The organism is Pseudomonas sp. BYT-1 (assembly GCF_023611805.1).
GTDB lineage: Bacteria > Pseudomonadota > Gammaproteobacteria > Pseudomonadales > Pseudomonadaceae > Aquipseudomonas > Aquipseudomonas guariconensis.
The window spans coordinates 3,490,776-3,513,857 of the sequence record NZ_CP072559.1 but is presented as its reverse complement, the minus strand read 5'-3'; the positions used below and the strand labels follow the sequence as shown (position 1 = coordinate 3,513,857).

Sequence of the window (23,082 nt, the reverse complement as noted above, 5' to 3'; positions counted from 1 at the left end):
GCCCCAAAGGTTCGCATTGCGCTTAGATCGCCAACGGCTGCCGGTCATGCCCTAACGGTTGACGCATGACCGGCGCGTTCAAACTCTGCGAACGGTCATTGCTCGGCGCACAGCCAAACTTGGCGCGGTAGGCGCGGGAGAAGTGCTCCAACGAGCCGAACCCAGCGCTGGCGGCTACCTGGGCGACGCTCATGCGGGTCTGCTGCAACAGGTTGTGCGCACGCGCCAGGCGCAGGCTGAGGTAGTACTTCAATGGCGTCAGGCCGGTGTGCTGCATGAACTGGCGCTCCAATTGCCGACGCGACAGCGCCACCCGCTCGGCGATGGCCTCGCAACTCAGCGGCTCTTCCAGGTGCTGCTCCATCAGCTCGATGGCCCGCCCCATCTTGCCCGCTTGGGCGTGCAGGCTGCGGCGATAACCCTCAGCCTGCTGGACCTGCGGCTCACGCACCTGCTCGATGAGCATGTGCATGGCCACCTCGCGCGCCAGATTGCCGCCGGCCAGGTGATCCAGCCAGTTGAGGACCATATCTAGCACGGCAGTGGCGCCCGCGCAGGTCAGACGCTTGCGCCCAAGCGAGTAGAGCTGCGCGCACGCCTGGACCTTGGGGTAGCTTTCCTGGAAGCCTTGCAGGTTGTCCCAGTGCACCGCCGCCGGATGGCCATCGAGCACGCCGGCGGCGGCGAGTAGCTCGGTGCCGGTCTCGATGCCGACCATGATTGCGCCGAATGCGGCCTGGCGCTTGATCCAGGCCTTCAGCGCCGGGTTGCGTGCATGGCGGTGCACGTCGAAGCTGGCAATCACCGCGCAGGCGTCGAACTCGGTGTGCTCGCCGATGCCTGCCTGGGCGCTGGCCAGCAGGCCGTTGCTGGCGGGCACGGGCTGGCCGTCCACCGAGAGCAGGGTCCACTGGAACAGGCTGCGTTGGGCCAGCCAGTTGGCGATCGAGAATGGCTCGATCAGCGAGGCCAGGCCGAAATTGGAAAACGACGGCAACAATAGGATGCCGATGCGCAGGGGAGGGCTGGCGGGGCCCTGCCATTGAAGGCCAAGGGTTTCGGATCGGTTCATGGTTGCACCAGGCTCGACAATGGGCGTCGGCTGCATGGGCCGGCGCCTCGTTCATAGAAAAGGCCCGCTGCGCCTATCCAAGCGCAGCGGGTCGGCTTTGGCAAGCGCGCTTCAGCGCTGGCATTGGCGCCAGTGCGGGTGAATCCACACCGGGGCATCGTTGGCCGGCAACGGGTCATGGCCGCGGATCAAGTCACTGGCCTTCTCGGCGATCATCACCGTGGGCGCGTTGGTGTTGCCACTGACGATCTGCGGCATGATCGAGGCGTCGACCACCCGTAAACCACGCAGGCCATGCACGCGCAACTGCGGGTCGACCACCGCCTCCGGATCGCCGGCCGGGCCCATCTTGCACGTGCCGCTGGCGTGGTAGCCGGTCTCGGTGACGCGCCGCGCCCAGGCGTCGAGCTGCGCATCGCTCACTTGGTCGGCACCGGGTACCAGCTCATCGCCCGCATAGGCACGCATCGCCGGTTGCGCGAGGATCTCGCGCACCAGTCGGGCACCGGCGCGCATGTCGGCCCGGTCGCGTTCGCTGGTGAGGTAGTTGAACAGGATGCGTGGCGCCTGGTGCGGGTCGGCGCTGGTCAGGCTGACACTGCCCAGGCTGGTGGGACGCATCAGGTCGATGTGCACCTGGAACGCGTGCTCCGGCACCAGATCGACGCTGCCCGGTTGCACCGCCAGGGGCATGAAGGTCAGTTGCAGGTCGGGAAACTCAACGCCCGCCCGCGAACGGATGAAGGCGCCGGCCTCGAAATGATTGCTCGCCGCCAGGCCATCGTGGCTGGCGAACCAGCGCGCGCCGATCAGCCATTTGCCTGGCGCCCGCGTCCAGGGATAGATCGACACCGGCTGCTTGCAGCGGTACTGCACCACGGTGTCGGGATGATCGTTGAGCCGCTGGCCAACCCCTGGCAGATCCCGCACCACGGGAATGCCCAGGCGCTGCAGGTCCTCGGTAGGGCCGACGCCGGAGAGCATCAGCAGTTGGGGCGAGTTGATGGCGCCTGCGCTGAGCAGCACTTCGCGGCGCACGCGCACCTGGTGCACGGCACCGTCCATTTCCAATTCCACCCCGTAGGCCTGGTCGCCGTCGAACAGAATCCGGCGGCTCAGCGCCGAGGTGGCGACCGTGACGTTGCCGCCTTGGAGCGCTTCGGCCAAGTAGCCGCGAGCAGTGCTCCAACGTTTGCCGTCGCGGGTGGTGCGGTCGACCGGGCCGAAGCCTTCCTGGCGGTAGCCATTGAGGTCGCCGCTCGCGCCGTAGCCGGCTTGCTGTCCGGCTTCGATGAAGGCCTGGCACAGCGGTGACGACGTATCGCCTGGGGTGACGTGGAGCAGCCCGGCCCCGCCCCGGTAGCGGTCGGCGCCGTCCCGGTGGTTTTGCGCACGGATGAAGTACGGCAGCACCTCGCGGTAGCTCCAGCCCTCGCAGCCGTGCTCGGCCCAGCCGTCATAGTCGCGGGCATGGCCGCGGATGTAGACCATGCCGTTGATCGACGAGGAACCGCCCAAGGTGCGCCCGCGTGGCGTGCCGATACGCCGGCCGTCCAGGCCCGGCTCCGGTTCGCTGCTGTAGCGCCAGTTGAAACGCGTGCCGCCCACCACGATGCCCACGGCCGAGGGCATGTCGATGGTCCAGCTGGCGTCCGGCGGGCCGGACTCCAGCACCAGGATGCGCAGCGCCGGGTTCTCGCCCAGGCGCTTGGCCAGCACGCAGCCGGCCGAGCCTGCGCCGATGATCACGTAGTCGTATTCATGCCCGAGCATAAGGCTCTCCCTCAACGGTCAGCGGCCTTCGCCGATTCCGTCGAACACCAGCTTGTGGAAGTGATGCACCAGGTGCTCGCTTTCGTTACTGCGTTCGGCATCGATCATGTAGCGGCCTTGGTCGTAGCCCAGCGAGTGCAGGCCTTTCTGCACACTGATGTTGAGTTCGATGTCTTCCGGGCCCAGGTCTTCGTTCATCCATTTCATGCAGGCATGGGAAACCGCCGGCACCTGTTCGTGCGGGCTGTAGTAGCCAAAGCGCAGCAGCGAGCGTTCGGCGTCCAGCGGAATCATGATGAAAGTGCCGAGGAACTCGGAGAACGGGAAGGTATAAAAGGTGTTGTTCGGCCATAGGCCAATGTTGAAGAAGCGCTCGTCGGGGTTGCGCGGCCCGCTGAGTTTCACGCCGTAGGCTTCCTCGGCCTGCAGGTTGGCTGGGGCGATGTAGGTCCACCAGTTGTCACGCTTGGTCAGGCGGTAGCCTTTGAAGTCGATCAGCTTGGCCAGGTCGATATGGCAAGGGCCGGACAGCTTGAAATGATACCCCTCGATGGAGTTGTCCATGATCACCTTCCAGTTGGCCGGCACGATCACGTCCTGCTCCTCGATCAGGCGCATCTTGCCCAGCTCGGGAAACACCGCTCGCATCTCTTCATCGGCGCCGGGGAACAGTTCGGCCAGCGAGGGGGCTTGGGCGTCGAAGTTGAAGTAGACGAAGCCACCGAGCTCTTCGACGCGGACCTTGGGAATATTGAACTGCTGCTTGTCGAAGGCGATCAGCCGTTCGCTACGTGGTGCGCTGCGCAGGCTGCCGTCCATTTCGTAGCACCAGGAGTGATAGGCGCAGCGCAGCACCCGGGTGTCGCTGCCCCGGCGCACGTCCAGCAAGCGATTGCCGCGGTGCTGGCAGACGTTGTGAAAGGCATTGATCTTGCCATCGTTGCCACAGGCCACCACCACGCTCTGGTCAAAGATGTCGCAAACCACGAATTGCCCGGGCTCTGCGAACTCGTTGCGATGGCCGGCCAGGTGCCAGGCGCTCATGAAGATGCGGTCGCGTTCGGCGGCGAAAATCTGCTCATCGAAGAAGTAACGCGAGGGCAGGGTGAACGCCTGTTCCGGGCGCTGATCGGCCCAATCTGCAATGCAAGTGCTGTGCTTGAACTGTTCGACGGATTGCATGGCTGGTCTCCTCCAGACACTGCCCCTTGGGTTCGGTCAGGGGCTTGCTCGGAAGTTAATCTAGGGGAGGGGCAACAGGCGCTCTTGATGGAAAGCGACAACATTCGCCTGTGTTGGCGGGAGTGCTACGACGATAGGAGCGTGCCCTTGGGGCGCGGTCTTCGCCCCTGGCCTGGCACCGATGGCAAAGTTTTTGATTTTTTTGAAAAAAGCGCTTTACAGCTGGGGGGCGCCCCCTTAATATGCGCGCCACACGACAGGCACATAGCTCAGTTGGTTAGAGCACCACCTTGACATGGTGGGGGTCGTTGGTTCGAGTCCAATTGTGCCTACCAAACAAAAGCCCCGGGTTTCCGGGCACGAAAAGGGCGATCCGAAAGGGTCGCCCTTTTTTCGTTTGCAGATTTTTTGTAGATCCCGCCTGAAGGCAGCCTGTTCGGAGTTGCCGTCATCCGCTCGCGTACGCTGAGCGTCTGCTTGTTCCCCACATTTGCTTCTTTACGCAGCGCAGAGAGCCGAAACCTTTCCCGCCCGGCAACACGCGGCAGGTCGCACATGGGCAAAAACATGGCGTAAGCAGATCACGTGCCATTTAAACCGAGCACGTACATTGACCCTCTAGAAAGTAAGAGTAACTAGCTGTTTAACGCCCCGCCATCAGGCTAATACATCGTATACAGTGATGGCCAAATCGTGCCATCGCCAGCGAACGCTTCTTTCAAGTTGACCTCTGCACTGTTTTGGGGCTCAGGCTAAGTGAGCTTGCTATGCGATATTATTGAACGGTGGTTCAAAAAAACAAACACGGCGTCTTTGCGACCGCAGGATTAACGTTGCAATTTTCAAATAACTAAAAAAACAAATTTTAATATATCGATTATTTCGAGAATTATTAAAAGTAGCCCTTGATGGGTGCTCGCCTGCATGTCGAAGAGGTATCTGTATGTCGTCGCAAAAGGACGGAAAGCCTGCTCAAAACGGCTTTCCTCCCCAGTCCATCGGCTTTCTTTTGCTGGACAGTTTCACGCTGATCTCCCTGGCGTCCGCCGTCGAACCGCTGCGCATGGCCAACCAGCTTTCTGGACGCGAGCTCTACCGTTGGCACACCCTGACCGTCGATGGTGGCCAAGTCTGGGCCAGCGATGGCTTGCAGATTGTCCCCGACGCCGCCATGCACAACGCGCCGCCGATGGATACCGTGATTGTCTGCGGTGGCGTCGGCATTCAACGCACCGTCACCCGTGAACATATCACTTGGCTACAGGCCCAGGCGCGCAAGTCGCGGCGCTTGGGCGGGGTATGCACCGGCAGTTGGGCGCTTGCCTGCGCCGGGTTGCTCGACGGTTTCGATTGCAGCGTGCATTGGGAGTGCCTGGGCGCGATGCAGGAAGCCTTTCCGCGGGTCAACATGAGTACCCGCTTGTTCAGCCTGGATCGCAACCGCTTCACCAGTTCGGGAGGCACAGCCCCCTTGGACATGATGCTGCACCTGATCAGTCGCGAGCACGGTCGAGAACTCTCGGCGGCCATTTCAGAAATGTTCGTGTATGAGCGTATTCGTAATGAGCAGGACCATCAGCGTGTGCCGCTCAAGCATATGCTCGGCACCAATCAGCCGAAGTTGCAGGAAATCGTCGCGCTGATGGAGGCCAATCTGGAGGAGTTGATTGATCTGGATGAGCTGGCCAAATATGTGAATATTTCACGGCGCCAACTTGAACGATTGTTTCAGAAAAACCTGAACTGTACCCCCTCTCGTTATTATCTGCGGTTGCGTCTTGTCCGGGCGCGTCAATTACTCAAGCAAACGCACATGTCGATCATCGAGGTGGCTTCCGTGGTGGGCTTTGTCTCCACGCCGCACTTTTCCAAGTGCTACCGGGAATACTTCGGAGCGCCACCGAAAAACGAAAGAGCTACCTCCAATACTTCGCAAAAGCTGCTGCTGGATGACGACGAGACAAAGGGGCCAGACGACACCACTAAAAGTTCGCTCGACCAAGCACAAAGCGAGTCGACTTTCGCGAGCGTGAAGTTAAAACTTTAACCCTGCGCAAAACGGGTAGGGGCACAGCGACCCCTCCCGCCAGTGACCCTTCAGTTTCCGTGGGTGTGCTCTTTTCCATCTCGGTGGACATGCGTCGTTGGCGAAGGTGTGGCGGGCTGGGCAACGTCCGTTTCGGCCCCGCCATGCCCATCGTGGTGACCTGAGCTGTGTGCTGAGTCGGAGGGTGGATGATGCGCCTTCGATTGCTCCGTACCCTGACCATGGTGGCCTCCAGCGCTGTGCATCGCACTCTCACCACCGCTGTGCTGGTGGCCGCCACTGCTCGCCACCATCGCCTGATACTGCTGAGCGTCCATCTGGGGCAGTCGATCGAGGAAGGCGACGATCCCCCAGATGTACTGATCCCCCATGCTCTTGCCCCATGCCGGCATGCCTGTGGCCTTGATGCCATGCTTGATGGTCCAGAACGCCACGGCGGGATTATCACCGGTCCCGATCTTGGCCAGGTTCGGAGGCGGGGGGTAGAGCGCTTGGCTGAGTTCGGTCTGGTCAACCCCAGGGGCGAGGTGGCACCCGACGCACATGGCGTTGTAGTTGCCCGCTCCCGTGCGGATCAGTGCTTCATCCTTGAGGTTCGGCACCTCGATATCCCTGGCGCGCACTTCGATGGAGCGCTCCCGGGCCATGACCAGGAAGGCATGCACGGCGGGGAAGTGGGGATCATCGGCGCCCACGTTGACCAGGCCCGAGTAGGCGGCGCCCAACACGGCGGCACTCGCTACCGCGCCTGCGACCACGAGCGTTGTCATTGTTCTTTTCATTCAAGGTCTCAGAACCACATCCGAATCCCGGCAACGAAGCGCGCCTCTTCCACATCCCCGTCTTCGTCGCGAATCAGGTCAGCGGTCTTGCCGTAGGAGCGGCTCCAGGTAACGCCGATGTACGGCGCGAATTGACGAACGATTTCATAACGAAGACGCAGGCCGACTTCGGTGTTGGCAAGGCCCGAACCGACGCCGCGCGCAGGATCGTTCTTGCCATAGAAGTTGGCCTCGGCGATGGGCTGCAGGATCAGCCGATTGGTCAACAGAATGTCGTACTCGCCCTCAAGACGCGCGGCTGTCTGACCATTCTCGCCAATGAACGCAGTGGCTTCGGCTTCGAAGTCGTAAAGCGCCATGCCCTGCACACCAAACGCTGCCCAGGTCTGCGGTGATTCGGGCTTGAAGTCCTGGCGAACCCCGGCCACCACGTCCCACCAAGGGCCGAGGGCGCGGCCATAGAGCAATTGCAACTCGGCATCCTCGGTCACCCCGTTGGTCCGTTCGCCTTCGGAGCGGATCCACAATCGATTGATATCGCCCCCCACCCATCCCGAGGCATCCCAGGCCAGCGCACTGCCTTCGTCCGCGTCCTGATATTCCAGCTGATCGAGCAAGAAGAAGCTGTTGATCGCGCTGTCATGCATCTTGTGACCGTCCAGCGGGGGAAACGCGGCCTTGCGATCGGCGTCCGTGAGGATCGGAATGGGCGTTCGACTGGTCGTTCGGGGGGCATCGTCGGTGCCAGGGTTCATCATTGAATGATCCATGGCACCGTGGTCCATCCCCTCCATGCTGCCATGACCCATCTTGCCGTGGTCCATGCCCTGCATGGCGCCGTGGTCCATCGACGAGTGCTCCATTTTTTCAGCCGCGAAGCTCGGCGTCCCGCCCAGTGTGCCGAGGGAAATGGCCAATGCCATGAGCGAGGGTCGCACCCGCCTATTGGTCATCTTTCCCTGCCTTGGCTTTGTCGCCGCCCTGGGATTCCATCATCTTGCGGTGATCCATGCCCTTCATCGCGTCATGGTCCATGCCTTTCATCTTGCCGTGATCCATGCCCTTCATCTTGCCGTGATCCATGCCCTTCATCGCGTCATGGTCCATGCCTTTCATCTTGCTGTGATCCATGCCTTTCATCGAGCCGTGGTCCATCCCCTTCATGGCATCGGGCTGGCCGGCAGCCTGGGTAGATTTCTGAACGTGTTGCTCATGATCATCGCTGGACCACGAGGGCGGCGTGTAGACCGCCAGCAGGCCTGCCAATGCGGCAGAGAAGACATAGGCGTTTCGTTTCATGGTTTTGCTCATTTCAGATCTCCAGTTCATTCGTCCACACGAACTTCTCGGAACATGCCCATTTCCATGTGGAACAGCAGGTGGCAGTGATAGGCCCAACGACCCAAGGCATCCGCCGTCACGCGGTAGCTTCGTTTGGAGCCTGGGGGGATATCGATCGTATGTTTTCGGACCATGAAGTTGCCGTGTTCATCCTCCAGATCGCTCCACATGCCATGCAGGTGGATGGGGTGAGTCATCATGGTGTCGTTGACCAGCGTGATGCGAAGACGCTCGCCATACTTCAGGCGCAGCGGCTCGGCATCGGAGAACTTGATGCCGTCGAAGGACCAGGCGAACTTTTCCATATGACCGGTCAGGTGCAGTTCCACGGTCCGCCCCGGCTCACGGCCGTCCGGGTCAGCGAAGGTGCTTCGCAGGTCCGCGTAGGTCAGCACACGGCGGCCGTTTTTGCGCAGGCCAATTCCAGGATCATTGAGCTTGGGCGTCGGGGTCATGGTCTGCATGTCGACCAGAGGGTTGTTGGTTTCCGACGCAGGATGGGTCTGCATGGCACCGTCCATGCCAGCCATGCTGCCGTGATCCATCCCGGCCATCTGGCTGTGGTCCATACCCGCCATGCTGCCGTGGTCCATTCCAGCCATTTGGCCGTGGTCCATGCCAGTCATGCTGCCGTGATCCATACCCATGTCGCTCATCGAGATGAGCGGGCGTGGATCGACCGCGGGGACGGGCGCCTGCAGGCCTTCGCTTACTGCCAAGGTGCCCCTGGAATACCCGGTACGGTCCATGGACTGAGCGAAAATGGTGTACGCCTGCGCGTCCTCGGGCTCGACGATGACATCGTAGGTTTCCGCCACGGCGATTCGGAATTCATCGACCGAGACGGGATCGACGTGCTGACCATCCGCTGCGACGACAGTCATCTTCAAGCCGGGGATCCGCACATCGAAATAAGTCATGGCCGAGCCGTTGATGAAGCGCAGCCGAATTTTCTCGCCGGGTTTGAAAAGGCCGGTCCAGTTTCCATCAGGGGCCTGGCCATTCATCAGATAGGTGTAGGTATAGCCACTGACGTCGGCGAGGTCGGTGGGGCTCATCTTCATCTGGGCCCACATCTTGCGATCGGCCATGGCCGCCGACCAGCCCATTTCGCTGACATCGTCGACGAAGTCGCCAACGGTGCGCTTGTGGAAGTTGTAGTAGTCGGACTGTTTCTTGAGCTTGGACAGAACCCGGGCAGGATCCTCATCGGTCCAGTCGCTGAGCATGACCACGTAATCGCGATCATAGGTGAATGGCTCGGGCTCCTTGGCATCGATGACCAGCGCGCCATACACCCCGACCTGTTCCTGAAGGCCAGAGTGACTGTGGTACCAGTAGGTACCGTTCTGCTGGACCTTGAACCTGTACTCGTACATCCCGTCGGGGGCGATGCCGTGAAAGCTCAGCCCAGGCACCCCGTCCATGTTCGCCGGAAGGATAATGCCGTGCCAATGGATGGAGGTGTCCTGCTTCAAGCGGTTGCGCACACGCAGCGTGACAGTGTCGCCCTCGCGCCAGCGGAGAATGGGGCCTGGCAGCGAGCCGTTGATGGCCATGGCCGTACGCGCGGCGCCGGTGAAGTTGACCGGCAGGTCTGCGATATACAGATCGAACTCGGTGCCCGTCAGCACGCTGGGTTGGCCGGGGCTGGTCACGGCCCAGACCGGTGTGCGCCACATGCCCAATCCACCCAGTAGTCCGGTCGCGGCCAGGCCTTTGACGAAGGATCGTCTTGTGGTTTTGCTTTGCATGCCGTTGCGTCCAGTCAGTCATATAGTGGCTGATGTACGGGCTATCGGGTCAGCGTCCTTGGTCCCGAGAGCACTCGCACTTTCTAGGCTTACGATAGGCAGGCAGCGCTGTCAGAAAACTGAGTGCAACATTACAGATCTGTCAGGTGTTGGCGGGCAGCATCAGGATCTTGCTCAAGGTCGAGCTGAGTGCCCTGGTTTTGCGCTTAGAGCATCAATGCCAACAATGCAGCAGTCAGCGCTGGCGGCATCACCAGCAAGCCCAGGCGCAGGAAGCGCCAGGCACTGACATGCTCGCCTTCGCGACGGATTGCCACCAGCCATAGCAAGGTCGCCAGGGAGCCTGTGATCGACAGGTTAGGGCCCAGGTCTACACCAATCAGCAGTGCGGCCGTCGTCTGTCCGGGTAACTCGACCAGATGCCCCATGGCCCCGGCGATCAGCCCGGTGGGCAGGTTGTTCATCAGGTTGCTGGCAAGGGCGACACCCACGCCTGCGGCCCAGCTGGCCTGGGTGGGCGAGACCTGGGCCCGTGCCGCCAGGGCCTGAGCCAGCCGGTCGATGACGCCGGTCTGGGCCACGGCTTCGACGAGCACGAACAAACCTGCCACCAGCGGCAGCACGCCCCAGGCCACGTGCCTGAGCACCGGCATCGGGCTACGTCGCTGACGCAGGTGGATCAGCCCGGTGGTGGCCAGACCTGCGCAAAAGGTGGGCAGGCCCAAGGGCATGTCCAGTGCCGACGCCGTCAGCAACAGGGTACCGGTCAGCACAATCCCCACGGCGCTCAGCCTGGCCCCTTGGGACAAGGGCTGCGGGTCGATTTCCAAGGCCAAGGGTTGGCGAATCTGCCGACGCTGGGTGATCCGCAGGACCGCGTAGGTCAGGCCGATGGCCGCCAGCGACGGCAAAGTGAACTGCCTGAGCCATTCCAGCAGCGGCGGCATCTGGCTGCCGAATACGACCAGGTTGGCGGGGTTGGAAATCGGTAACACGAAGCTGGCGGCGTTGGCGATGAACGCGCAGATGAACAGGTACGGCAGCGGTTCGGCCTTGGCCGCCCGGCAGGCGGCGTAGACCGCCGGGGTCAGCACCACGGCAGTCGCATCGTTGGAGAGGAACACGGTAACCAGCGTGCCTACCAGGAACACCAAGTCGAACAACCGCTGCCCGGAGCCACGGGCGTGGCCCACCGCGTACCGGGCGAGCCAGTCGAACAAACCTTCCTGTCGTGCCAGTTCGGCCAATACCATCATGCCGATGAGAAACAGATAGACATCACCGCCTTCGGCGATAGCGGCCATGGCACGGTGCAATGGAATCAGCCCCAGGCCTGTCAGCAGCAGCGCGCCTCCCATGGCCCAGACGTATTCAGGGATGCGCCAGGGGCGCAGGATGACGCCACAGGTGGCCAGGGCGGCCACGGTCCAGATGAGGAGTGAGGGGTTGGAGAGTGTCATGCTCGATTCAGGATCCAGCGGGTAAGGAAATGCCGGTCGTCGTGGCGACATGCAGGCGATTGCGGCCCGCCTGCTTGGCGGTATAGAGCGCCTGGTCGGCGCGTTCGAGCAGCGATTGGCTGCTGTTGAGGGAGGCACCGGCCGCGCAGGCGATGCCGATACTGGCGGTCACCTGGCCAAAAGGGCTGCCTTGGTGGGCGATGGACGCCATGGCCAGGCACTCCAGCATCAGCCGCGCCACGACGACGGCACCGTCGCAGTCGGTGTCGGGCAGGACCACTGTCATTTCTTCGCCTCCGTAACGTGCCAGCAGGTCGCACGGGCGACGGATGCAGCCGGTGAGCAGGCCGGCGATTCGCTGCAGGCAGGCATCGCCGGCCGGATGGCCGTAGGTGTCGTTGTAGCGTTTGAAGTGGTCGATATCGATCATCAGCAGGGACAATGGCGTCCCACTTCGACGGGCTCTTCGAATCTCCTCGTCCAGCACCTCGTCGAAGCGGCGTCGGTTGGCGAGTCCGGTCAGAGCATCGAGCATCGCCTGGCGTTCGAGCTGTTGATTGCTGTCGAGCAACTGTTGTTGGGTCTCTCTGAGCTCACGCTCTGCGGCGATCCGTCGGCCCATGGCGCGAATCAGCAGCCAGCCGATGGCGCCGGTGAGGGCGAGCAGACCGCAGACCACCAACGCCGACAGTTGCGCCTCGAAGCGCCAGGCCGCGAGCGCCTCGCGTTTGCCCAGGGCGACGGTTGTCACCAGGGGGAGGGTGTCGCTCTTGCGAAATGCATACAGGCGCTCCACGCCGTCCAGGCTGGAGGTGAACGAGGCCGTGCCCACTGACTGATCGACGAGGTACTTGGCATAGATGGGCGATTTGGAGAAGTTGCGCCCCATGTCCTGTTCACGAAACGGGTAACGCACCAGTATCGCCCCGTCGGTGTACGACAGCCCGATGGCGCCGTCCTGGCCCACATCCAGCTGTCCGAACAGGTGCAGGAAGTTCTCCACGCCCAGCGTCACGGCAACGACGCCGGCGAAATCGCCATGGGCGTCGTTGAAGCGGCGGCTGATGGTGATGACCCATTCCTGGTTGGTGCGGCTGCGGATAGGAAGGCCGATGAACGGCTCGCGGGAAGGATCGTCGCGGTGATGGATGAAGTAGGCGCGGTCGCTGCTGTTGGCACCGACGGGCATGGGGCTGTTGGAGGACATGAGCCCGCGGCCATCCTTGTCATAGATGGTGATGCCGCTCAACTGCGGCATCAACGGGTGCTGACGGCTCACCAGCTGGCTCAGGCGTTCGATCTGCGAAGGCCCGCTGCCTTCGGTTTCCAGCCGCTCGATGAGGCCGAGCAACAGCAGCGAGCTCTGTCGCACGATGCCCTCAGAATAGGTGGACAGTGCCTGGGTGAGGTTCAAGGCGTGGGTATTGATGTCTTCCAGTGCCCGCTCGCGAGAGGCCATGACCTTCCACAGTGTCAACGATGCGAGCGAACAACCGATGATCGACAGCAGCAGAACGACGAGGTGGATGTCACGCTTCACATAGATACCTGATGGGAATTCCGATTTCTCTTGCGGGTCGCGAATGCGTGGGGGATTCGCAACGGGCACTCCCGGCCCTGTGCCACACATCAAGCAGACTGACACTGCCACGGGTGGCTAACCTAGCGGTCAAGAAGTAACCAGGTGGTCCAATTGGCGAAATATAACACTGCTTATGTCGGAGTGTCTGACAGATATTATGAAGAATACGTCAGATGACTGCCTGCTGAATCATTGCTTCCAGCAGGCAGCCCGGCGGGGATCAAAGCATGAAAACGGCGATCAATAGACTGGCCAGGGCGAGCAGCTCGAGTCGGTGGCCCTGGGTCAGCCTTGCCAGCCAGTGGAAGGTCGCACCACCTTGCGAAGGCAACAGCCTATGTTCAGACGGCTTGGGCCTGAAGTGCCGGCACGGACGTTTTCTTGAATTCATCGCCGACGATTTCCTGGACCTTGGACACGATGTAGGCCCCGATCGGAATGGCTGAGGTGGCCGCCGGGGAAGGCGCATTGCAGACGTTGACGCTACGGGCGGTGTTGACGAACAGGAAGTCATCGATGAGCTTCCCGTCATTGGACACCGCCTGGGCGCGCACGCCGGCCGGGTAGGGCTTGAGGTGTTTCTTCTCGAGGCTCGGGCAGTACTTTTGCACGGTCTTGAGGTAGGCCCCCTTGAACAGCGAGTTCTTCATCTCGATCAGCCCTGGGCGAAGATTGTCCTTGAGCACTTTGCGGATACCACGGTGCCCCAGCATGTTGCCCAGGTCGCTCAGGGAGACATCGGATTTGCGATAGCCCTCGCGCTTCATGGCCAGCACTGCATTCGGCCCGACGGTGACGGTGCCATCGATCATCCGGGTCAGGTGTACACCCAGGAACGGCATGGACGGGTCCGGGATCGGGTAGATCAGGTGATTGACGATCCGGTTGTGCTCCGGTGGCAGCAGGTAGTACTCGCCACGGAACGGGCAGATGGTAAAACCTGGCTCGACACCGAGCATGCGTACGACTCGGTCAGCCATCAGGCCCGAGCACGACACCAGGTAGCGGGTCGTGTAAGTGCCCCGGTCGGTCTGGACGACGATCGAGTCTGCCTGTTCGACCAGCCCGGTGACTTCGGTATCGAACTGCAGGGTGCCGCCTTTTTTCTCGAACTGCTTGGCCATCTGAGCGGTCACCGCAGCGTAGTTCACGATGGCGCTGGAGGGCACGAAGATCCCGCCCAGGCCGACGATGTTGGGCTCGCGTTCGCGAAGTTCGCCGGCCGACAGCCAGTGACGCTCCAGGCCATTGGCCGCAGTGCGCTCCCACAGGGCGCGCATACGCTGCATCTCCAGCTCGTTGGTGGCGACGAGCAGTTTTCCGCAGTTGTCGTAGGGGATGGCGTGCTCATCGCAGAAGCGTTTGGTGGCCTTGTTGCCTTCAAGGCAGAACTTTGCTTTCAGGCTGCCGGGCGTGTAGTAGACACCCGCATGGATCACACCACTGTTGTGGCCGGTCTGGTGCTGGGCTGGGCTGCTCTCTTTCTCGAGCAGCAGCAGGCGCGCCTCGGGGTACTGGTCAGCCAGCTGCATCGCTGTCGACATGCCGACGATACCGCCGCCGATGATCACGAAATCGTACATGAGTCTGTTCCTTGCAGATGGCCCCGGCCCACAGGTGCCGAGGCCATGCTGAGCATCAGTTGGAGGTCTGGCCCCGGTGGTGTTCCATTTTCGGGAAGCTGAAGTAGCCGCGCTGACGCATCAACTCGCGGCGCAGGCCCGGGTGAGCGACGAAGCGGTCACGGCCGTGCAGCCAGAACAGGTTGTTGATCAGCAGGAACGAGCCGACCGGAACCGGAATCGACACCTTGTGCGCACTGCCTTCGAGTGACTCGCCCAACTGGAACAGCCAGGTGCCTTCCTCGTAGTTCTCTGGCTGCACGAACTGGTCGATGTAGCGCATGGTCGGGCGACCCACCGAGTCGGTATCGAACACGGCATGGAATACATCCTCCCGGGTGTTCTTGCTCGGTGGCGCGGTCCAGCGCATCACCCGACGGGCGAGCGGGTGCTTGTAGAAACGGTCCAGGTCAGCCCAGTCGTCCAGGTGCAGCAACAGGGAATTGCCGCCTTCCATGTTCTGCTCGTCGATTTTCATCATCAGTACATAGTCGGTGATCTGGTTCACGAAGGTGCCGTCGTTGTGCAGCTCCATCACCCGGTGTGGCTGGCGCAGGTAGCTGTCGGAGTTATCGACGTTCTCGACCACGAAGCGCGCGTAGAACTGGCCGCTCATGGCATCGAAATTCGATCGGCCCAGCAGATGGGCCACAGCGGTAGAGAGTTTCACCATGTCTTCAGCCTGGGAGACGTTGTCCAGGCCCTCAGGGGTGACCAGCAGGCCGCCAGTGCTGCGATCGAGCAGGGTGTTGACGATGACCGGGCGCAAAGTGCCCTGGCACAGGTCATCGAGGATCTTGCCGAACTGGAAACGCAGGAACGATTTGTACTCCAAGGCCTGGACCGGCCATTGGGCGACCGCGGCGACGAAGGCGTCGACGGTCTCCTTGGCAAAGCGCAGTTCCAACAGGCGCTCGGACTGGGAGGTCGACTGCAAGGTGAAACCGTGCAGCAGGGCAGGTTGCTCGAGGACAGGCATATCGATGTGGGTGAGGGCGTTCATGGCGACTCCTTGTTAACCGGGCGGTTGAGAGGACGGGTCAGGTCGTGGGGCAAAAATATCGCCGAAAATAAAAAATGTCTACATTTTTAAATATCGTCGTAATTATTTTGTTTTGTACACGATCTGCGTGTCTGAACGGAGTCCGGTATGATAGGTGCGCCTAGCAAGAGAGCCCTCTGGATGGACCACACAGACCTCGCTGAAACCGCATCAGATGCTGCCTATTCGCGCTTGAAATCCGACATTCTCCGTGGCGTCTTCCGCCCCGGTGAAAAACTCTTGATGAGCGCCTTGAAAGACCGTTACGCCGTCGGTGTGGGGCCGATGCGCGAGGTGTTGGCGCGGCTTGTGGCGGAGCGGTTGGTCAGCGCGATCAACCAGAAGGGCTACCGGGTGGCACCGATGTCGTTGGACGAGATGCTCGATGTCTACACCGCCCGGGCTCACCTGGAGGCCTTGATCGTGGGGTTGGCGGTAGAGAAGGGCGATGAAGCCTGGGAGGCGTCCATCGTGGCGTGTTCGCACACGCTGTCGAAGGTGGTCGAGTTGCACAGTCCGCAGGAAATGGTCGATATCTGGGATGCCCGGCACAAAGCTTTCCACAATGCCATTGCCAGTGGTTGCGGCTCCAAGAGCCTCCTGCAGGCGCGTGCCTTCCTGCAGGATCAGGCCGAACGCTACCGGCAGATCTGGCTCAAGCGCACGGTGTTGTCCGAAGCGGCGTTGCGGCTCAAGCGCGAAGAGCACGCCGAGCTGGTCAGTACCATCCTGGGGCGCGATGCCGCCAAGGCCAGCAAGATGATGCTGGAGCATTTGATGACGCCGGTGCCGATCATCACGCAGATCATCGAACGCGAATCCGACATCTTGTAGCCAAACAGCAGGCGAGTGCTTCGCACTCGATCACAGGCTGCGCCAGCGTCCACGAACCCTGGCGCAGCGTCCCCAGTGTAAAACCGCCTCACTGGATAGGAGCTGGCCTCAGTCTCCCCGGCGAAAGCTTGGTCCTCTCTTGTAGGCGCTGGCGAAGCCTACGATGGCCGCGCGCCTGACGTCCCCGACCTCATCTGAATTCCTGGCTATGGGTGGCAGCCGGTTGCTGCGCCTGGCTTGACGCGTGAAATTTTTCATGTATTTTTTCATGAAAAATAAATCCAATAATTTCACGGCTGCCTCTGAGCGATGAAGATGGACGAAGAAGTTGAAGCCTTGGCGATCCTCATTCATGACCTGCGCAAGTTCAAGAATCTGACGCTGGGCGAGCTGGCTGAACGCATCGACCGTTCGGTTGGTTTTCTTTCCCAAGTTGAACGGGGTGTTTCGCGCCCGACCGTGGCCGACCTCACCGCCATCAGCGAAACACTCGGCGTCTCGACCGCGTATTTCTACAACCTGAGCAAGCCCCGCGCCGTCAGCTGGGTGACCCGCCCTCATGAGCGGCGCACGTTGTACTTCGGTTCGGGTATCACCGATGTGCTGGCCTCACCGACGATCTCGGGCGCCTTCTCGATGCTCGACAGCCGCCTCGAGCCTGGTGCGAGCAGTGGCCCCGAACACCTGAGCGATCGCTCGGAGCAGGGCTGCTTTGTGCTCGAAGGCGAACTGACGGTCTGGCTGGACGACGGCGATGCCGTGACCCTGCACGCCAACGACAGCTTCCAGCTGCAACCTCATGCGCGTTTGCGTTACGCCAACCTCACGGACAGGCTCACCCGCGTGCTCTGGGTCTTCAACTGAATTCGTTTCACCTCACAAGGACAAGAAGATGAGTGTCATCTTTCCGGATCTGCTGACTGAAGTGCGCGCTTTTCGCGCCCAACACCCAGACGTGCGTTACGTCGACCTGATTGCGCTGGATATTCCCGGGCATTTCTATGGCAAGCGCTACCCCATGGACATGCTGGAGAAAGTGGCTGCAGGCGCGCCTTTGAAGTTGCCGCAGAACTGTGTGTTGCTGGGGACCCAGGGTGGCCTCTACAAAATTGGCGACTATTGCTTTGCCGATGGTGACCCGGATGCACCGCGGCGCCTGGTGCCTGGCACCCTGAAACCGGTGCGCTGGGAAAAGGAGGCGATCGCCCAGATGATGATCACCTCCGATGGCACCGCCAAGCCCATCGAGTTCGAGCCCCGCGAAGTGCTGGCCCGGGTGCTACGACGTCTGGCCAGTCGTGGCATTCGTCCGGTGGTTGCCTTTGAGCTTGAGTTCTACCTGTTCGACCGCACGCTCAAGGACGGCCTGCCGCAGTACCCACGCGATGTCGCTACCGGCGACCAGGACGACCAGCCGAACATGCACATCGAACGGCTGTCGCGGTTCTCGTCCGTGCTGCATGAGATGGTGGATGTCGCCAACGAGCAGGGTGTGCCGGCGAACGTCATCACTGCGGAACTGGGCCCTGGCCAGTTCGAGATCAACTTCTCCCACAGTGACGACGCGCTGAGCGCGGCGGACTGGTCAGCCTTGTTCTGCCGCAGTACGCGCGGTGTCGCCATGAAACATGGCTATCGCGCCAGCTTCATGAGCAAACCTTACCTGGACGCACCGGGCAGCGGCATGCATGTGCATGTCAGTCTCTACGATGAGGCCGGCAACAACCTGTTGGCCGGTTACGGACAACGCAACCTGCGCCATGCCGTCGCCGGTTGCCTGGAGCTGCTGCCCCACTGCATGCCGATCTTCGCCCCTAATCACAACGCCTACCGCCGCTACGGCGCCATGGTCAACGCCGCGAGTGTGGCCAGCTGGGGCTTCGAGGACCGGGATGCGTGCATTCGCATTCCCGAGTCCGATCCACGCAACCTGCGCATCGAACACCGCCTGGCCGGCGCCGATGCCAACCCGTACCTGGTGCTGGCGGCCATTCTCACCGGCATGGAGCATGGCCTTGATCGCGGTGTGGAACCCATCGCACCGCTCAATGACGATCGCACGAGCGGTATCGATTTCCCCAAGGATGCCCTGAGCGCGGTGGCTGCGATGCGCAACCATCCGGTGGTCAACGAGGGGCTGGGCAGTGAGTTCGTGATGGTCTATTGCGAAAACAAACGCCAGGAACAACTGGATTTCATGAACGCCATCAACGCGCGTGAATATCGCTGGTTCTTGTGAGCATCCGTTTCACCCAACTGCGCCCCACTTTCTTAATCAGTTTGAATAACTCGCAATATTGATTTGCCGGAGGATGATATGCCACGCGTGCCCGTTATCGGCATCACTGCATGCACTCGCATGATTGAACAGCATGCGACCCAGACGATCAGTGAGAAGTATGCGCGCGCCGCGGCCAAGGCGGCGTGTGGCTTGCCCATCGTGATTCCCAGTCTCGGTGAACTGATGGATACCGCCGACATCGTCGACACAGTGGATGGGCTGATCTTCACCGGCTCGCCGTCCAACATCGAACCATTCCACTACAACGGCCCGGCCAGTGAGCCGGGCACCCATCACGATCCGTTGCGCGATGCCACGACGTTGCCGCTGATGCGTGCGGCCATCGCCGCTGGTGTGCCGGTGCTCGGCATCTGCCGGGGTTTCCAGGAAATGAATGTGGCGCTCGGGGGCACCCTGCACCAGAAGGTCCATGAGACCGGTCTGTTCATGGATCACCGCGAAGGCAAGGACGAGCCTGTGGACCAGCAGTATGGCCCGCGCCACGCAATGCATATCCAGCCAGGCGGCCTGATGGACCGTATGGGCTTGCCCGCGGTCATCGACGTCAACTCCATCCATGGCCAGGGCATCGATGTGCTGGCGCCGGGGCTGAGGGTGGAGGCGTTGGCACCGGATGGGCTTGTGGAAGCGATCTCGGTTGAAGGCAGCAAGAGCTTTGCCCTGGCCGTTCAGTGGCATCCGGAGTTCCGGGTACTTGAAAACCCGCATTACCTGACGATCTTCCAGACCTTTGGCAAAGCCTGCCGGCAACGCTCGGTATTGCGTCAGTTGATGTTGAAAACCGCCTGAGCCGTGAACGCTATTGAAACGTTGAATGTTTTTACGCAGCCCGGCTGCGCCTCGTTAAGGAGAGTAATAAATGAGTGAAAAGAATTCCCAGACGCTTGCCTGGCAAGCCATGAGCCGAGACCATCATCTGGCGCCGTTCAGCGACGTCAAGCAACTGGCCGAGAAAGGCCCGCGCATCATCACCTCGGCCAAGGGCGTTTATCTTTGGGACAGCGAAGGCCACAAGATCCTCGACGGCATGGCGGGCCTGTGGTGCGTGGCCGTCGGCTACGGTCGTGACGAACTGGCCGACGTGGCTGCCCGGCAGATGAAAGAACTGCCGTACTACAACCTGTTCTTCCAGACCGCGCACCCGCCGGCGCTGGAGCTGGCCAAGGCAATCGCCGATGTGGCCCCGCAGGGCATGAACCATGTGTTCTTCACCGGCTCCGGCTCCGAAGGCAACGACACCGTGCTGCGCATGGTTCGCCATTACTGGGCGATCAAGGGCAAGAAGGACAAGAAGGTCATCATCGGCCGCATCAACGGTTACCACGGCTCCACCGTGGCGGGTGCCGGCCTGGGCGGCATGAGCGGCATGCACCAGCAGGGCGGTTCGCTGCCGGATATCGTGCATATCCCCCAGCCGTACTGGTTCGGTGAAGGCGGCGACATGTCCGAGGCCGAGTTCGGCGTGTGGGCGGCTGAACAACTGGAGAAGAAGATCCTGGAAGTAGGCGAGGACAATGTCGCCGCCTTCATCGCCGAGCCGATCCAGGGCGCAGGCGGCGTGATCATTGCGCCGCAGACCTACTGGCCGAAGATCAAGCAGATCCTGGCCAAGTACGACATCCTGTTCGTGGCTGACGAAGTGATCTGTGGCTTTGGCCGTACCGGTCAGTGGTTCGGCACCGACTACTACGACCTCAAGCCCGACCTGATGACTATCGCCAAGGGCCTGACCTCCGGCTACATCCCCATGGGCGGTGTGATCGTGCGGGACGACGTGGCCAAAGTGATCAGCGAAGGCGGCGACTTCAACCATGGCTTTACCTATTCCGGCCACCCGGTGGCAGCGGCGGTGGGCCTGGAAAACCTGCGTATCCTGCGCGACGAGAAGATCATCGAGCAGGTGCGTGACGTCACTGCACCGTACTTGCAAAAACGTCTGCGTGAACTGGCCGATCACCCGCTGGTGGGTGAAGTGCGTGGCCTGGGCATGCTAGGCGCGATCGAGCTGGTCAAGGACAAGGCCACACGGGCTCGCTACGAAGGCAAGGGCATCGGCATGATCTGCCGCCAGCACTGCTTCGACAATGGCTTGATCATGCGCGCCGTGGGCGACACCATGATCATCGCACCACCTCTGGTGATCAGCACCGAAGAGATCGACGAGCTGGTGGAAAAGGCCCGCAAGTGCCTGGACCTGACTTACCAGGCTGTCCAGTAAGCCTGCGGCACCTCGGCAGGCTCCCTGCCGAGGTGCTCTTCAGGCATCGTGCCCGCCCAGTCCGTCCCCTTCGATCCTTGATCTTGCCTTGCACGGCCCACTCCAATACCCTCCGTCGACACCATCGCTCCCACCGCCAAGACCACACGATGAAAGTGCACGAAGAAATTGAAGGGCTCGCCATACTCATTCGCGATCTGCGCAAGTTCAAGGGCTTGACTCTGGGCGAACTCGCGCAGCGCATCGGTCGTTCGGTGGGCTTTCTATCCCAGGTCGAGCGGGGCGTGTCACGCCCAACCGTGGCGGACCTGACGGCGATCAGCGAGACGCTGGGGGTCTCGACGGCCTACTTCTATAGCCTGGAAAAACCCCGCGCGCTCGACTGGGTCACGCGACCGGATGAGCGCCGTACGCTACATCTGGGAGGGGGGATTACCGATGTGCTCGTGTCGCCCACCATCGCCGGTGGTTTCTCGATGCTCGACAGCCACCTCGAACCTGGGGCCTCGAGCGGGGAAGAGTATCTGGACGACAGTTCGGAGCAGGGCTGTTTCGTGCTCGAAGGCGAACTGACTGTCTGGCTGGATGACGGCGATCCGGTGACGCTCCACCCCAATGACAGTTTCCAGCTCCAACCTCACGCGCGTTTCCGTTATGCCAACCTGACGGACAAGCCGACCCGCGTGCTCTGGGTGTTCAACTGAGGGCTCGTCCAGCGCCTAGAGCTTCCCTCCTATCGGATATTCCACCGCCAGGCGTATCTGGTCGGCATCGAGTTCTGCCTGTGCGGCATTGCCCCGGTGTACGTTGTGCCGCAGCGAAAACACCATGCCCTTGGCATTGCCGCTCTGCACCACATACCGCACCTGTAGGTCCCGCTCCCAATGCTTGCCGCCTTTGCCGTAGCCGAGGTAGGCGTAACCGCCGTCCGGGTCGGCATGGGTGCCGTCGATATCGAACCCGCGCACATACAACGCCGTCAGGTCCAAGCCGGGCACGCCGTAGGGGCCCAGGTCCAGGTCATACCGCGCCTGCCAGGATTTTTCGTTCGGTGCGTTGAAGTCGGACAACTGCACCGCATTGCCGAGGTAGATCGCACCCCGGGTCACGTAGTCGAACGGGGTGCTCCCATCGACCTGTTGCCAGCCGAGGCTGAACGTATGCGGGCCGTCGCTGTAGCGGGACACCAGGCTCCAGGTGGTGTTGTCGATACGGCCTGACAAGGCGTCTGCGGTATCGGTGGTGCGGTACAGGTTCAGGTCCAGGCCCAGGCTGCGTCGATCATCCAGAGCATGGCTCAAGGTGCTGCCGAAGTAGTGCTGGTTCCAGGTGTCTTCGTAGCGCGAGGTATAGAGGCTGGCGCTGACCCGGGCATTGGGAGCCCACACCATGCCGGCCAGGTCGAACGTGTTGCCTTGACGGGCATTGGTGTAGTTCACCACGAAGCCTTGGTCGTGGCTCGACGCATTGCGGTCGGTGTTTTCGTTGAAGTGACCCGCGACCAGCCTGAGCGTCGGGATCTCTTTGCTGTCGAGAAACCACCCGGTGGCGGTCTCAGGCAGCAGGCGGCTGTCGGATGAACTGAACACGGGCGTCTTGATCCGTTGTTCGCCATACGACAACACAGTGTTGGAGAAACGCAGTTTCACCGCCGCACCGCCACGGCCGTATTGCGTTTTCGGATGGCCGTCGTTGTCCAGCGCGAGCAAGCGCGCCTTGCCGGCGCGGCCGCCACCGCTGTCGAGTTGCACGCCGAGGTAGGCGTGCGCGTCCAGGCCGACACCGACTCGCCCTTGGGTGAAACCGGACTGAAGACTACCCATCAGGCCGTAGGCCCATTCTCCGGCCTGGTCGCTGCGTTCGCGGCGCGGCTTGAAGGCGTTGCGGGCACTGCTGTTGCGTGAGCCATGGCGATAGTCGCGCTGGTCGAGCACGCTGCGGTTGAGCACGATCCAGGTGCTGCCGTCGAGGAACCCTTCGGCGTGCGATTGCGCGGCGTCGGCCATTGCCGCAGACGAGGCGCCTGCCAGCGGCAGCAGCAGGGCGATGCGATTGAACAGGGGCATCGCTG

At 61.6% G+C, this 23,082-nt stretch carries 19 protein-coding genes and 1 tRNA gene; 8 read left to right on the top strand and 12 right to left on the bottom strand.

Annotation, left to right across the window (positions count from 1 at the left end; translation table 11 throughout):
* Positions 1-22: 22 nt before the first annotated feature.
* The 3 genes from J5X93_RS16280 to J5X93_RS16270 all read right to left on the bottom strand — a co-directional run bounded on the left by J5X93_RS16280 (position 23) and on the right by J5X93_RS16270 (position 4,027).
* On the bottom strand, positions 23-1,072 hold the full coding sequence (locus J5X93_RS16280) for a GlxA family transcriptional regulator (RefSeq protein ID WP_052352424.1): 1,050 nt from the start codon (positions 1,070-1,072) through the stop codon (positions 23-25).
* A 111-nt stretch (positions 1,073-1,183) separates the two neighbouring features.
* Positions 1,184-2,845 (bottom strand): choline dehydrogenase, encoded by a 1,662-nt coding sequence (locus J5X93_RS16275; protein ID WP_182942884.1) that lies wholly within the window; start codon positions 2,843-2,845, stop codon positions 1,184-1,186.
* Between the two features lie 18 nt (positions 2,846-2,863).
* Positions 2,864-4,027, bottom strand: a complete 1,164-nt coding sequence (locus J5X93_RS16270) for an aromatic ring-hydroxylating oxygenase subunit alpha (protein WP_090344645.1) — start codon at positions 4,025-4,027, stop codon at positions 2,864-2,866.
* A gap of 258 nt (positions 4,028-4,285) precedes the next feature.
* On the opposite strand from J5X93_RS16270, the gene J5X93_RS16265 reads away from it, so the two are divergent.
* Together J5X93_RS16265 and gbdR are read left to right on the top strand one after the other, a co-directional pair.
* Positions 4,286-4,362 (top strand) — tRNA-Val (locus J5X93_RS16265).
* A gap of 608 nt (positions 4,363-4,970) precedes the next feature.
* The gene (gene gbdR / locus J5X93_RS16260; protein ID WP_043208990.1) at positions 4,971-6,074 is read left to right on the top strand and encodes a choline metabolism transcriptional regulator GbdR; all 1,104 of its coding nucleotides are present in this window, start codon (positions 4,971-4,973) and stop codon (positions 6,072-6,074) included.
* A gap of 50 nt (positions 6,075-6,124) precedes the next feature.
* Here gbdR and J5X93_RS16255 read toward each other — a convergent pair whose 3' ends face one another.
* The 8 genes from J5X93_RS16255 to glaH form a co-directional block, all read right to left on the bottom strand.
* A complete protein-coding gene (locus J5X93_RS16255; RefSeq protein ID WP_182942886.1) occupies positions 6,125-6,856 on the bottom strand; it encodes a c-type cytochrome in 732 nt (243 codons plus the stop codon).
* 8 nt (positions 6,857-6,864) lie between these two features.
* Positions 6,865-7,809, bottom strand: a complete 945-nt coding sequence (locus J5X93_RS16250) for a copper resistance protein B (RefSeq protein WP_102081489.1) — start codon at positions 7,807-7,809, stop codon at positions 6,865-6,867.
* Complete coding sequence (locus tag J5X93_RS16245; protein WP_182942888.1) at positions 7,799-8,185, bottom strand: hypothetical protein; 387 nt, start codon at positions 8,183-8,185, stop codon at positions 7,799-7,801. Before J5X93_RS16245 ends, J5X93_RS16250 begins: the two co-directional genes overlap by 11 nt.
* The gene (locus tag J5X93_RS16240) at positions 8,182-9,951 is read right to left on the bottom strand and encodes a copper resistance system multicopper oxidase (protein ID WP_182942890.1); all 1,770 of its coding nucleotides are present in this window, start codon (positions 9,949-9,951) and stop codon (positions 8,182-8,184) included. The genes J5X93_RS16245 and J5X93_RS16240 overlap by 4 nt, the downstream gene beginning before the upstream one ends.
* Before the next feature lie 206 nt (positions 9,952-10,157).
* Complete coding sequence (locus J5X93_RS16235) at positions 10,158-11,411, bottom strand: arsenic transporter (protein ID WP_043208982.1); 1,254 nt, start codon at positions 11,409-11,411, stop codon at positions 10,158-10,160.
* Between the two features lie 7 nt (positions 11,412-11,418).
* Positions 11,419-12,951: a sensor domain-containing diguanylate cyclase gene (locus J5X93_RS16230; RefSeq protein WP_102081491.1), complete on the bottom strand. Its 1,533-nt coding sequence runs from the start codon at positions 12,949-12,951 to the stop codon at positions 11,419-11,421.
* Between the two features lie 383 nt (positions 12,952-13,334).
* Positions 13,335-14,576, bottom strand: coding sequence for an L-2-hydroxyglutarate dehydrogenase (gene lhgD / locus J5X93_RS16225; protein ID WP_090344668.1), 1,242 nt, complete (start codon positions 14,574-14,576; stop codon positions 13,335-13,337).
* A 55-nt stretch (positions 14,577-14,631) separates the two neighbouring features.
* Positions 14,632-15,618, bottom strand: coding sequence for a glutarate dioxygenase GlaH (gene glaH, locus J5X93_RS16220; protein WP_043208977.1), 987 nt, complete (start codon positions 15,616-15,618; stop codon positions 14,632-14,634).
* 180 nt (positions 15,619-15,798) lie between these two features.
* Between glaH and csiR the strand changes: the two genes are divergently transcribed.
* From csiR to J5X93_RS16190, 6 genes are all read left to right on the top strand, one after another.
* The gene (csiR, locus tag J5X93_RS16215) at positions 15,799-16,491 is read left to right on the top strand and encodes a DNA-binding transcriptional regulator CsiR (protein ID WP_043208975.1); all 693 of its coding nucleotides are present in this window, start codon (positions 15,799-15,801) and stop codon (positions 16,489-16,491) included.
* A 309-nt stretch (positions 16,492-16,800) separates the two neighbouring features.
* A complete protein-coding gene (locus J5X93_RS16210; RefSeq protein WP_043208973.1) occupies positions 16,801-17,355 on the top strand; it encodes a helix-turn-helix domain-containing protein in 555 nt (184 codons plus the stop codon).
* Positions 17,356-17,383: 28 nt separating this feature from the next.
* Positions 17,384-18,730, top strand: coding sequence for a glutamine synthetase family protein (locus J5X93_RS16205; RefSeq protein WP_102081492.1), 1,347 nt, complete (start codon positions 17,384-17,386; stop codon positions 18,728-18,730).
* 78 nt (positions 18,731-18,808) lie between these two features.
* Positions 18,809-19,582, top strand: coding sequence for a gamma-glutamyl-gamma-aminobutyrate hydrolase family protein (locus J5X93_RS16200; protein ID WP_043208971.1), 774 nt, complete (start codon positions 18,809-18,811; stop codon positions 19,580-19,582).
* 70 nt (positions 19,583-19,652) lie between these two features.
* Complete coding sequence (locus J5X93_RS16195) at positions 19,653-21,011, top strand: aspartate aminotransferase family protein (RefSeq protein WP_043208969.1); 1,359 nt, start codon at positions 19,653-19,655, stop codon at positions 21,009-21,011.
* Positions 21,012-21,160: 149 nt separating this feature from the next.
* Positions 21,161-21,715, top strand: a complete 555-nt coding sequence (locus tag J5X93_RS16190; RefSeq protein ID WP_043208966.1) for a helix-turn-helix domain-containing protein — start codon at positions 21,161-21,163, stop codon at positions 21,713-21,715.
* A gap of 15 nt (positions 21,716-21,730) precedes the next feature.
* Here J5X93_RS16190 and J5X93_RS16185 read toward each other — a convergent pair whose 3' ends face one another.
* Positions 21,731-23,077, bottom strand: a complete 1,347-nt coding sequence (locus J5X93_RS16185; RefSeq protein ID WP_182942892.1) for an OprD family porin — start codon at positions 23,075-23,077, stop codon at positions 21,731-21,733.
* Between the last annotated feature and the right edge of the window lie 5 nt (positions 23,078-23,082).

What these genes read in the sequence shown, in the direction of transcription:
- J5X93_RS16280 (WP_052352424.1), bottom strand. Translation starts at nt 1,072, where the DNA reads ATGAACCGATCCGAAACCCTTGGCCTTCAATGGCAGGGCCCCGCCAGC.
- J5X93_RS16275 (WP_182942884.1), bottom strand. Translation starts at nt 2,845, where the DNA reads ATGCTCGGGCATGAATACGACTACGTGATCATCGGCGCAGGCTCGGCC.
- J5X93_RS16270 (WP_090344645.1), bottom strand. Translation starts at nt 4,027, where the DNA reads ATGCAATCCGTCGAACAGTTCAAGCACAGCACTTGCATTGCAGATTGG.
- gbdR (WP_043208990.1), top strand. Translation starts at nt 4,971, where the DNA reads ATGTCGTCGCAAAAGGACGGAAAGCCTGCTCAAAACGGCTTTCCTCCC.
- J5X93_RS16255 (WP_182942886.1), bottom strand. Translation starts at nt 6,856, where the DNA reads ATGAAAAGAACAATGACAACGCTCGTGGTCGCAGGCGCGGTAGCGAGT.
- J5X93_RS16250 (WP_102081489.1), bottom strand. Translation starts at nt 7,809, where the DNA reads ATGACCAATAGGCGGGTGCGACCCTCGCTCATGGCATTGGCCATTTCC.
- J5X93_RS16245 (WP_182942888.1), bottom strand. Translation starts at nt 8,185, where the DNA reads ATGAACTGGAGATCTGAAATGAGCAAAACCATGAAACGAAACGCCTAT.
- J5X93_RS16240 (WP_182942890.1), bottom strand. Translation starts at nt 9,951, where the DNA reads ATGCAAAGCAAAACCACAAGACGATCCTTCGTCAAAGGCCTGGCCGCG.
- J5X93_RS16235 (WP_043208982.1), bottom strand. Translation starts at nt 11,411, where the DNA reads ATGACACTCTCCAACCCCTCACTCCTCATCTGGACCGTGGCCGCCCTG.
- lhgD (WP_090344668.1), bottom strand. Translation starts at nt 14,576, where the DNA reads ATGTACGATTTCGTGATCATCGGCGGCGGTATCGTCGGCATGTCGACA.
- glaH (WP_043208977.1), bottom strand. Translation starts at nt 15,618, where the DNA reads ATGAACGCCCTCACCCACATCGATATGCCTGTCCTCGAGCAACCTGCC.
- csiR (WP_043208975.1), top strand. Translation starts at nt 15,799, where the DNA reads ATGGACCACACAGACCTCGCTGAAACCGCATCAGATGCTGCCTATTCG.
- J5X93_RS16210 (WP_043208973.1), top strand. Translation starts at nt 16,801, where the DNA reads ATGAAGATGGACGAAGAAGTTGAAGCCTTGGCGATCCTCATTCATGAC.
- J5X93_RS16205 (WP_102081492.1), top strand. Translation starts at nt 17,384, where the DNA reads ATGAGTGTCATCTTTCCGGATCTGCTGACTGAAGTGCGCGCTTTTCGC.
- J5X93_RS16200 (WP_043208971.1), top strand. Translation starts at nt 18,809, where the DNA reads ATGCCACGCGTGCCCGTTATCGGCATCACTGCATGCACTCGCATGATT.
- J5X93_RS16195 (WP_043208969.1), top strand. Translation starts at nt 19,653, where the DNA reads ATGAGTGAAAAGAATTCCCAGACGCTTGCCTGGCAAGCCATGAGCCGA.
- J5X93_RS16190 (WP_043208966.1), top strand. Translation starts at nt 21,161, where the DNA reads ATGAAAGTGCACGAAGAAATTGAAGGGCTCGCCATACTCATTCGCGAT.
- J5X93_RS16185 (WP_182942892.1), bottom strand. Translation starts at nt 23,077, where the DNA reads ATGCCCCTGTTCAATCGCATCGCCCTGCTGCTGCCGCTGGCAGGCGCC.